Source organism: Psychromonas ingrahamii 37, from assembly GCF_000015285.1.
In the GTDB taxonomy this organism is placed as follows: domain Bacteria; phylum Pseudomonadota; class Gammaproteobacteria; order Enterobacterales; family Psychromonadaceae; genus Psychromonas; species Psychromonas ingrahamii.
Genome location: NC_008709.1, coordinates 4,519,303 through 4,530,502 on the forward strand (window position 1 = coordinate 4,519,303; position 11,200 = coordinate 4,530,502).

An 11,200-nucleotide genomic window follows, 5' to 3' on the forward strand; every position below is an offset into this window, starting at 1 on the left:
AACAATGTGATCAATCAAAGGGCTATCAGCTGCACATATAAGGTTAAAATACACAAAATACCCGTTCAACTTAGTATGCCTCCACGCGATCTACAGACCATTCTAAATATAGATCTAAAACAGCAATAGTGACAAGAAGGCGAGAGAAGGCGATAAGGCGATAAGGCGATAACTGGAGAGTGATAGTGCAGAGTGTTTTAGTAAAAAACTAAAAAAGATGAATAACAGGATTTTATAAAACACATAAATAACCAGGACTAAAATGGAAAACGGTCTGTTATCTCTCCTTTTTAACGGCAGAAATTAACAAAAAACAAGTGGATAGGGCACAAGCCATCAATAACAGCGAGCCGTATTTTCCGAAAAGAGCACAAGATTAATCCGATTTTCATAATAAAAAAGAGGGGGTAGTCAAATACAGTGGTTATATTTTACGGCTGATTGCAGCCTTAGGAAGGGAGTAAATAAGTCTTTATGCTTTTTTTATGACTTAAAATTTGTTTAAATGATATTTATTTGGTTAAATATTAATCTAAACAAGGGGATAGGGCCCGATTATTTATTGCGTAAGTTGCAACTATTCACAATTAACCCTAATTTTTTGTGCTATTGCTCACGCTCCATAAAGCAAAAATGCAAAACAGCTCACAAAAAAAGATAGAAACGGAATTTCTAGTTTGCGCGGCCAATTATTATTAGATATCTTGATTTAAGAAAAGTTCAACAATAAAATAAATAAATAAGACAAAACCTGAATTACTCAGGTATCTATGATAACTAAGGGAAATACATACAATGAAAAAATCTATTCTAGCTTCGAGCATCCTTGCTTTATTGGTAGCATCTGCAGCGAATGCAGGTCAAACATTTGATACAGCTGCTGGTTCTTTATACCTAGGTGGTGATGTTGAGTTTGATTACACAAGCCAAACAAATGATAATGTAACTTCAGGCGGTCGTTTATTAATTGATATCCACGGTCAGAAAGTGTTAGACAATGGTGCGTTTGCCTCATTTGCTGTGGCACCTACTTTTGGTCAAACAGGTGGTACTGGTACTGATGATGTTAAATTTGCCTTTGGTATGCAAAATGACTGGAGCTTAACAGTTGGCCGTTTTGAAGCACAAGATCTTTCACCTGCTGGTCAAGATACTTATGTAGCTTCATCTGGTACTACTATGTACCGCGCAGCCACTGCACGTGGGCGTGTTAGTGGTTCTGGTGATGCACAAGCAACCTTTAATAAAACAATGTCTGCAGCTGGATTTGAATTAACTGCTCAGTCGCAAGACAATGGTGACCTTGTTATCCTTCGCCCTGCTGTGACAGCTGATTTAAGTAACAAAGTATCAATGATTGTAGGACTTGAAGTACCAGTTGCTGGTAATGAAGTTGCTGGCGTTTCAGACAGTGCCGACTGGTTGGGTGCTGGTGGTGCGCTTATTCTTCAGGCAACAGATGCTTTAACATTAACTGCTCGTGCTGCTTTCTTAGCAGATGATACAGACCAAACTACTTCAGTAGATTCTTACACAGCCGGTCTTAACGCACAGTACAACAACTTCTTTATCTCCGCATTATACGGTGAGTCTGATTCTGATTCTGATGCAAATGATACAACAGAAACACAAGTTTATGCTTCTTACAAAATCCCAGCTGTAATGGAAATCAATAACTTTGATATCTACTTAGGTGCTGGCTGGTCAGAAGCTGAACTTAATAAAGTAACTCAAGATGAAGTAGTTGGTGCTCGTGTACGCTTTAAATACATCTTCTAATTTAATTTTTTTAGCGGCCTAGCCAATAAATAGATTAAATAATAAAAACCTCACTCCAGTGGGGTTTTTTTATGTTTTATTTTTAAAAGTAAAACATAAAAAAAAGTTTTAATATTAATACCAGTAAAAACTCCCCCTGCTAGCAAGCCTTTTTCATGCGCAACCTTAGACAATAGTAATTAAGCCCAAATGGCGTTATCTCAAACGAATATTAATCCAATGCAGTTAAACCAGCGCTGGATTTGACCAGCTAAAAAACTATCAGCACTCGACTCTAACATTTTCCACAAGAAAACAGCTTTTAGCAGGATAAGAGTATTGTATTGCACTCTCCTTTAGCTCGTTGATAAATCACTGAACGAAACAGAAATATAAACATAGACTTAACGGGTACACCATCGATTTCTGATTCAAAAAGTGACTGACGCAGATAAGGCCAAATATATTCGGTTATCCAGCGCACATGACCTGCCACAGGAAAATTTCAAAGCAAGGCATGTTTAACTTTTGGCGTATATCCCAAAGACCCAATAGAGTAACGGTTAAGATGATAATCAACACTCAGAATATAGCCGGCCAAAATAGAGACAATAAGCAAACAAAACTCACTAACAAACTGGCGACAAAAAAATATTTTTTGACCATTGTATTACTCCCATGCTGCATATCTTGCGCTTATCAACTTAAGTGCAATACTAAATTGAGCAGTTAAGTTTCCAGTCAATGCTGCAGTTTTAATATCTGCTTTATTATTAGCCAGCAGAACATTGTTTTTCTTTTATATCGGGCATAATATTGGGCACTTTCCGATTTTTAATTCTCCACAGATAAAGAGGTCCCCCTTGAAGTTTGCTCGCTTGTATTCGTTTATGCCCGGGTTAGAAGGTCTGCTGAATTACCAACGGCAATGGTTTCGTGATGATATCCGTGCTGCGTTATCTGTGGTGGCCGTTGCCCTGCCAGTTGCTATTGCCTATGCCCAATTGACCGGTGTTAATGCGGTAGTGGGGTTGTATTCCTGTATTCTACCAATGTTGGTTTATGCGCTATTTGGTACTTCACGGCAATTAATAGTGGGTCCCGATGCGGCAACCTGTGCGGTCATTGCAGCAGTTGTAACCCCGTTAGCCGCTGGGGATCCGGTTAAACATTGGCAACTGGTTATGACCATGACCGGGATGACCGGTATTTGGTGTTTGCTTGCCAGTAGATTTAAGCTTGGAGTACTGGCTGACTTTCTGTCCAAACCGATTTTAATGGGGCTGTTAAATGGTGTTGCAATCACCATTATTGTCGGTCAATTTTCTAAAGTTTTTGGCTTTAAATTCGAACATCCTTATCTGATTGAACGCCTCGCTGACTTGCCCCGTTATATTACCCAATTTCATAGACCAACAATATTAATAAGCTTAGTGGCCCTATTTGTCTTTTTGTTAATTAAACGTTTTCGTCCTCAGTGGCCTGCCGCATTAGCGGTGATGATAATCAGCGCTTTTGCGGTCTGGTTTTTTAACTTGGGTACCTTTGAAATTAAAACAGTCGGGGCGATTCAATCTGGACTACCGATATTTCAGACACCGGCCTTTGATCTTGGTATAGCACGTGAACTGGTGATGCCGGCACTTAATCTGGCGATGGTAAGTTTTGTCAGTATGATGCTGACGGCACGCAGTTTTGCAGCCAAAAATGGTTATGATATTGATGCTGATAAAGAGTTTATGGCTTTGGGTCTGGCTAATATCGCTTCCGCATTCTCCCAGGGGTTTGCCGTCAGTGGTGCTGATTCGCGCACCGCCGTTAATGATGCCAATGGCGGGAAAACGCAGTGGGTCTCTATTATAGCGGCTTTATTAATTACTCTGATCGCATTATTTTTGACTGCGCCATTACAATATATCCCTTCGGCAGCATTGGGTATTGTGCTGGTTATTGCATCCTTATCGCTGATTGATCTAAAGGCGCTGTGGCAGCTGCGCAAACGGGATAATTCGGCTTTTTTTCTGGCGTTCACAACCTTATTAGCAGTGCTCTTTATTGGTGTTATTCCCGGGATCACTCTGGCAGTACTGTTAGGTTTATTTCAATTCTTACGCGTTGTAATGCGCCCCACGGAGCAAGTGTTAGGTCTTGATCATAAAGGGGTCATACGCAGCATAGATAGTGCGAAAAAAGCTATACCTATACATGGTGTATTTATTTATCGCTTTAATTCACCGCTGACCTATTTTAATGCGCTGTACTTTAAACGCCAGCTGCTTAGGAAGATAGCAGCTGAAGAAGGTGTTGAGTGTCTGATTATTGATGCAGTGCCCTGTTTTACGCACTTAGATTTGAGTGTAATGGCCATGCTTGCAGATTTGCATATTATATTAAAAAAACTCGGTATTCGCCTGGTGGTAGCGGGACGCAAGCGGCAAATGCTCAAGTGGTGTGAGTTAGCCAGTGTATCAACCACCGATGGCGGGGTATTGATACGTTCAGATCTTTATTTAGCATTAAAAATGAATCAAATCTATAAACAAGCACTCGCGGAGGGATTAGCACCTTTAGTCCATAAACAACCCAACAATGAAGATGTCTTAATACACAGTCATTTATAGGGATATTAAGGTCTTTATTTTGGAAGATGAATAATCAAAGTGATGGTATAATATGCTGTTTTAAAATGTGTTTCATTTTAATAAACCGTCTGTCTGATGATTTTTTATCAGCAGTTACCCCGCAATTCCAGGGCTTGTTAAATGCGTGTACCCCCCGTAAAAAATGCTCATTGATAAAGCCTCAATCATGTCTAAAAAATAAAAAAGTAAAGACTAACTTATTAAAGAAAGCTGAGCAGATAAGTTTTCTATGGGTAGCATCGCTCCAGTGATGATTTTATTTTTCAGCAGATTACAACCATGATATTTTAGTGCAGCAACGGATAAAGCGGTTTAAAAATTGCCTCTGATAAGCAGATGAAACAAAATTCTTTAAGTCAGCAGCATTTAATACAAGAAAGTAATCAAGGTGCATTTAATGCTCACAAACACAAGGATCTTTTTTACTTATTTATGCAAGGATCTTGTGGCGGAAAACAGATCTTAGCGGTAGAATTATGCGCCCGAATTTAATAACTGGAGTTAGTGATGTCCCTGGCAATTTGGCAAGAGTGCCTAGCACAATTAAAAGATGAACTGTCAGCCGGAGACTTTAGTACTTGGTTACGTCCTCTTCAAGCAGATTTTAATCATTCAACCCTGTCACTTTATTCTCCTAATAAATATACCAGCGAATGGGTGCGTAATAAATACATGGCGACGATTGAAGATAAGGTCCAACAACTTGTTAATCAGGAAAATCCTAATCACTCGGTGAAGATTCGTTTAATGGTGGGTAATGTTAGTTCTGTTGAAAAAAAACCAGCAAAGCAAATCCCTACCCAGGCACCTCTTACCAATCAACCTTGGGAAGGCGAAAGCAAAGCCCATAGAGTTCCTCACAAAAGTAATTTAATAAAAAAATACACTTTTGATAATTTTGTTGAAGGTAAATCAAATAATTTCGCTATCGCAACAACCCAGCAAATAGCTGAAAACCCGGGTGATGTATACAATCCCCTGTTTTTATATGCGCATCCAGGTTTAGGTAAGACACATTTATTACATGCTGTTGGCAATGCCATTCTCGCAGAAAATCCTGAGAGTAAAGTGGTCTATATCCGCTCAGAGCGTTTTGTGCAGGATATGATTAACTCGATCCGTAACAATACTATCGAACAGTTTAAAGAATATTATGCATCACTTGATGCTCTGCTTATTGATGATATTCATTTCTTTGCCGGTAAAGATCGCTCTCAAGAAGTACTTTTCCAAACCTTTAATTCTATGTTGGATGCGCATCAACAGGTTATTTTAACCAGTGACCGTTTTCCCAAGGAAATTGAAGGTATTGACGAGCGTTTACGAACCCGTTTTGGTTGGGGATTATCCATTCCCATTGATCCGCCTGAATTGGAAACACGGGTTGCAATTTTAATCACTAAAGCCGAAGAACGCGGCCTAAAACTGCCCGATGATGTGGCTTTCTTTATTGCTAAGCGCTTAACTATTACCGACGTGCGTGTTTTAGAAGGGGCGATTGCTAATATTTCTGCAAAAGCACAATTCACCGGTCAAGGTATAACGATATCTCTAGTACAAGATGCGCTACGCGATATGCTGGCGGTGCATACCAAACAGACGACTATTGACAATATTCAAAAAATAGTCGCTCAGCATTATCGTATTAAAATATCCGATATGTCTTCAAAACGCCGTACCCGGACCGTAGCCCGCCCTCGTCAAATTGCCATGGCATTAGCTAAAGAGTTAACTCAACATAGCCTGCCGGAGATTGGAGAGGCATTTGGCGGACGAGATCACACCACGGTTTTACATGCGTGCAGAAAAGTCCAAGAGTTACGTCGAGAAAATAATGATATTCAAGAGGATTATAAAATTCTGATCCGCACACTTTCGATGTAGACAAAGCAGATCTGATCCAGCCCGTCAAAACTGTTGATAATTTATTTGGATTAAAAACAGAGCGAGCAACTCGTTAAGTAATTTAAAGGATAAATGGCTTAATGAGTAACTCCTGTCAATTTCCTCCGCGTCTAACATTGACCACTTATTTAATGTAATTGCTATAAGGTAAGTTTGATTATGCATTTTTCAATTTCTAGAGAAGCATTTCTTCGTCCGCTGCAACTCGTTGTTAGCTCCGTCGCCGGCGGGCGTCCCGCGTTACCTATAATGGCTAATATTTTAATTGAAGTTAAAGATAACCAATTAAGCCTAACGGGAACAGATCTGGAAGTTGAACTGATTGCCGTTATCGCACTGGAAAATCCCAGTGAGAATGGTGTTATTACTGTTCCTGCTAGAAAATTACTGGATATTTGTCGGGGTTTATCTGAGCCCTGTGAAATCAAGTTTCAGGTAAAAGAAGAGAAAGTAACCATACGCTCAGGCCGTAGTCGTTACTTACTATCTTCATTGCCAGCTGTTGATTTTCCTAATATAGAATCCTGGCAAAGCCTGGTTGAGTTAACGGTTCCTCAAGCTGAGTTTAAAAAACTGATCGAATTCACCCAGTTTGCGATGGCCAGCCAAGATGTGCGCTATTATCTTAACGGCATGTATTTTGAAGCTTCTGAACAGACCTTACGCAGCGTAGCAACCGATGGGCATCGACTTGCCTCCTGCTCAATAAAGCTTAATCAAGTTATTGAGCAACAGTCTGTGATTGTGCCAAGAAAAGGGGTGATAGAGTTAGTTAAGCTGCTCGATAATGATCAGGCAAATGTCACCATTCAAATCGGGCAAAATAATTTGCGCGCCGTAATAGATGGCTTTATTTTTACCACTAAATTGGTCGATGGCCGCTTTCCGGATTATCGCCGCGTTATCCCTAAAAATGGTGATAAAGAGTTAATTTCTAATCGGGAATCATTAAAGCAGGCTTTTTCTCGTGCGGCCATTTTATCCAACGAAAAATTCAGAGGGGTACGTTTAATTCTTTCTGAAAATCTTCTGCAAATTACCGCAAACAATCCGGAAAGAGAGGAAGCTGAAGAATATATAGATGTTGATTATCACTCCGCCAACTTAGAAATCGGCTTTAATGTAAGCTACGTTTTAGATGTCTTAAACACCCTAAAAAGTGAACAGGTTAAAATAACATTTAGTAATTCAGATCACAGTGCACTAATAGAATCAATTGATAGTGATGACTCACTTTATGTGCTTATGCCAATGCGCTTATAGCAGTTACCTCAGGTGACACAAATCCTCAAAAAAATATTTTCCATTAAAGTGTGCTTATATGTCACTCAGTAGATTGATTATCCATCAGTTTCGCAATATAAACTCGGCCACACTCGATTTTAATCCTAAAATAAATGTAGTCGTAGGGCCTAATGGCAGTGGTAAAACAGCACTGCTTGAAGCGATTTACTTTCTTGGACTCGGTCGCTCTTTTCGTACTCACTTAACCAGTCGCGTGGTTGAACACGAATCTAAATCCTTTACGCTTTTTAGCGAAATTCAAAATAATAACGGATCAATTCCGATTGGTTTACAAAAAAGTAAAAGTGGTGAAACGTTATTAAAAATTAATGGCAGTTACTGCAAAAAATTAGCTAATTTAACCCAATACTTGCCATTACAACTTATTACCCCGGAAGGTTACACTTTACTCTCAGGAAGCCCTAAAAACCGGCGTGCTTTTTTAGATTGGGGGGTTTTCTACCATGATCCTATTTTTTACCCTAACTGGTCGCGTATTAAACGACTTTTAAAGCAACGTAATGCCGCTTTAAAGCAATGTAAAACTTACAACGAGCTCCAAATATGGGATAATGAACTTTGTATTTTAAGTGAAGAAATCAGTCAACAACGAGAAGCTTATTTTGAGTTGCTAATGCCATTAGTAAAACAAACATTAGCCGATTTTTTACCTGATTTTTCTATTACTAGTCAGTTCTTTTGCGGCTGGGATAAAAACAATAAATCATTACAAGATTATCTGTTTGATAATTTTTATCGCGACAAACAAATTGGTTATACCAGTGCTGGGCCTCAAAAAGCAGATCTGCGCTTTAAAATCAATGGAATACCTGTTAGCGATGTATTATCAAGAGGGCAGTTAAAGTTATTTGTTTACGCCTTACGCTTAGCGCAGGGATTATTTTTAAACTCTTTTGATAATAAACAGTGTGTTTTTTTAATTGACGATTTTAGTTCTGAATTAGATCAGAACAAACAACAGATATTAGCAAAGCATATTATAAATTCGAATGCCCAAATATTTATCAGTGTTATTGCAGCAGAAAATATTGATCGATTATTTGGACAGGAACAGACTGTGTTTCACGTGGAGCACGGTAAGATTACAGTAGAATAGGTGAAAGTTTGATGGCTGAAAATAGTTATGATTCGTCAAGTATTAAAGTACTAAAAGGGTTAGATGCGGTTCGCAAACGCCCTGGCATGTATATTGGCGACACAGATGATGGCACCGGTTTACATCATATGGTTTTTGAGGTTTTAGATAACTCAATTGATGAAACATTGGCGGGTTTTTGTACTGATATTATTACTACAATCCATACCGACGGCTCAGTTTCTGTACGTGATGATGGCCGCGGTATTCCTGTTGATATGCATGAAGAAGAGGGTGTTTCAGCAGCCGAAGTTATTATGACCGTGTTACACGCCGGTGGTAAGTTTGATGATAACTCTTACAAAGTTTCCGGTGGTCTGCATGGTGTGGGTGTTTCCGTGGTTAATGCGCTTTCAGAAAAGCTGCGCTTAACGGTTAAACGCCATGGTCATATTTATCAACAAACTTATATTCATGGTGTGCCCGAGGCACCCATCGCCATTATTGGTGATACTGAACAAACTGGTACAGAACTGCGTTTTTGGCCTAGTAAAGAAACCTTCTCTGACACACTGTTTCACTACGATATTCTGGCAAAAAGATTACGTGAGCTTTCTTTCTTAAACTCCGGTGTGTCAATCAAACTTTTTGATAAACGCGAAGAAGATAAGTCGGATCATTTTCATTATGAAGGTGGTATTGAAGCCTTTGTTAATTATTTAAATAAAAACAAAACCCCTATTCACCAGAAGATTTTTCACTTCTCAACAGATCATGAAGATGGCACTAATGTAGAAGTGGCAATGCAGTGGAATGATGGTTTTCAGGAAAACATCTACTGTTTTACCAATAATATCCCGCAAAAAGATGGTGGTTCTCATTTAACCGGTTTCCGTGGTGCATTAACTCGTACCTTAAATAATTACATGGAAAAGGAAATGGGTAAGGTTAAAAACGCGAAGAATAAAACAGCCACTGAAGGCGGTGATTCACGCGAAGGTTTAACCGCTGTTATATCCGTAAAAGTGCCGGATCCTAAGTTCTCTTCACAAACAAAAGACCGTTTAGTTTCATCTGAAGTACGACCTGTTGTCGAAGGTGCAATGAATGAACATCTGCAGGAATTTTTACTGGAAAATCCTGCTGAAGCCAGAATTATAACGGGTAAAATTATTGATGCCGCACGAGCACGTGAGGCAGCCCGTAAAGCCCGTGATATGACACGCCGTAAAGGTGCCTTAGATTTGGCTGGTTTACCCGGAAAACTGGCTGATTGCCAGGAAAAAGATCCCGCTCTTTCTGAACTCTATATTGTGGAAGGGGACTCCGCTGGCGGCAGCGCTAAGCAGGGACGTTCGCGTAAAAACCAGGCGATATTACCGCTTAAAGGTAAAATCCTGAATGTTGAAAAAGCACGCTTTGATAAAATGCTTTCTTCCCAGGAAGTAGCAACCTTAATCACAGCCTTAGGTTGTGGTATTGGCCGCGATGAATATAATCCGGAAAAAACCCGTTATCATCATATTATTATTATGACCGATGCCGATGTCGATGGTTCTCACATCCGGACATTGTTACTGACCTTTTTCTTCCGTCAAATGCCGGAATTAATTGAAAATGGTTATATCTATATTGCTCAACCGCCTTTATATAAAATTAAAAAAGGTAAGCAGGAAGATTACGTTAAAGATGAAGCTGCAATGCAGGCATTCTTAACCCGGTTAGCAATGGAAAATTCATCACTGCATATAAATTCCGATGCACCCGGTATTTCCGGCATCGAACTGGAAAGTATGATTCAGCGTTACCGTAGTGTTCAAGATACTATTACACGTTTATCTCGCCGTTATCCCTCTGCGATGTTAAATAAGCTTATCTATAAACCTGAACTCACGGCCGATAATCTGGCTAATTATTCGCTTGTCTCAGAATGGGCAAACGATATTGTCGCAACCTTAAATCGAGAAGATTTAGGTGGCACAATTTATAAAACTGAAGTCATTAAATCTGAAGATGAACTGACCAACAATGTGATTGTTATCGTGCGTAAACATGGTGTGGATAACCGCTATCAGCTTGATGAAGAGTTTTTTGGATCATCCGGTTACAAATCTTTGGTTTCATTGGGTAATGAAATACAGAACCTTCTGGAAGAGGGTGCATATATAAAACGTGGTGAGCGCAGAAAAGAAGTTAAGAACTTTATTGAAGCGGTAAACTGGTTAATGCATGAAGCAAAACGTGGCCTTTATATACAGCGTTATAAAGGGCTGGGAGAGATGAACCCTGGCCAGCTATGGGAAACCACGATGGATCCTAGTGCGCGCCGTATGCTGCAGGTAACAATCCAGGATGCGGTGGGTGCTGACCAACTGTTCTCGACCTTAATGGGCGATCATGTTGAACCTAGACGTGAGTTTATAGAAAAAAATGCACTGCGGGCTGAAAACTTAGATATCTAATAATAAGCCAAAATAAAACACCATAAAATGCCCGTCAGTTTGCTACTGACGGG

6 protein-coding genes are annotated in these 11,200 nt (G+C 39.6%); all 6 read left to right on the plus strand.

What is annotated here, in order from left to right; translation table 11 throughout:
* Positions 1–795: 795 nt before the first annotated feature.
* The 6 genes from PING_RS19130 to gyrB all read left to right on the plus strand — a co-directional run bounded on the left by PING_RS19130 (position 796) and on the right by gyrB (position 11,147).
* On the plus strand, positions 796–1,779 hold the full coding sequence (locus PING_RS19130) for a carbohydrate porin (protein ID WP_011771935.1): 984 nt from the start codon (positions 796–798) through the stop codon (positions 1,777–1,779).
* A gap of 842 nt (positions 1,780–2,621) precedes the next feature.
* Positions 2,622–4,379, plus strand: coding sequence for a SulP family inorganic anion transporter (locus PING_RS19135; protein ID WP_041766726.1), 1,758 nt, complete (start codon positions 2,622–2,624; stop codon positions 4,377–4,379).
* A gap of 528 nt (positions 4,380–4,907) precedes the next feature.
* The gene (dnaA, locus tag PING_RS19140) at positions 4,908–6,284 is read left to right on the plus strand and encodes a chromosomal replication initiator protein DnaA (RefSeq protein WP_011771937.1); all 1,377 of its coding nucleotides are present in this window, start codon (positions 4,908–4,910) and stop codon (positions 6,282–6,284) included.
* A 180-nt stretch (positions 6,285–6,464) separates the two neighbouring features.
* A complete protein-coding gene (gene dnaN, locus PING_RS19145; protein WP_011771938.1) occupies positions 6,465–7,568 on the plus strand; it encodes a DNA polymerase III subunit beta in 1,104 nt (367 codons plus the stop codon).
* Positions 7,569–7,626: 58 nt separating this feature from the next.
* Positions 7,627–8,706 (plus strand): DNA replication/repair protein RecF, encoded by a 1,080-nt coding sequence (gene recF, locus PING_RS19150; RefSeq protein WP_011771939.1) that lies wholly within the window; start codon positions 7,627–7,629, stop codon positions 8,704–8,706.
* Positions 8,707–8,717: 11 nt separating this feature from the next.
* A complete protein-coding gene (gyrB, locus tag PING_RS19155) occupies positions 8,718–11,147 on the plus strand; it encodes a DNA topoisomerase (ATP-hydrolyzing) subunit B (RefSeq protein ID WP_011771940.1) in 2,430 nt (809 codons plus the stop codon).
* Positions 11,148–11,200: the final 53 nt, after the last annotated feature.

Excerpts from the sequence above, each read along its gene's own strand:
- dnaA (WP_011771937.1), top strand. The coding sequence starts at position 4,908 with ATGTCCCTGGCAATTTGGCAAGAGTGCCTAGCACAATTAAAAGATGAA.
- PING_RS19130 (WP_011771935.1), top strand. The coding sequence starts at position 796 with ATGAAAAAATCTATTCTAGCTTCGAGCATCCTTGCTTTATTGGTAGCA.
- gyrB (WP_011771940.1), top strand. The coding sequence starts at position 8,718 with ATGGCTGAAAATAGTTATGATTCGTCAAGTATTAAAGTACTAAAAGGG.
- dnaN (WP_011771938.1), top strand. The coding sequence starts at position 6,465 with ATGCATTTTTCAATTTCTAGAGAAGCATTTCTTCGTCCGCTGCAACTC.
- recF (WP_011771939.1), top strand. The coding sequence starts at position 7,627 with ATGTCACTCAGTAGATTGATTATCCATCAGTTTCGCAATATAAACTCG.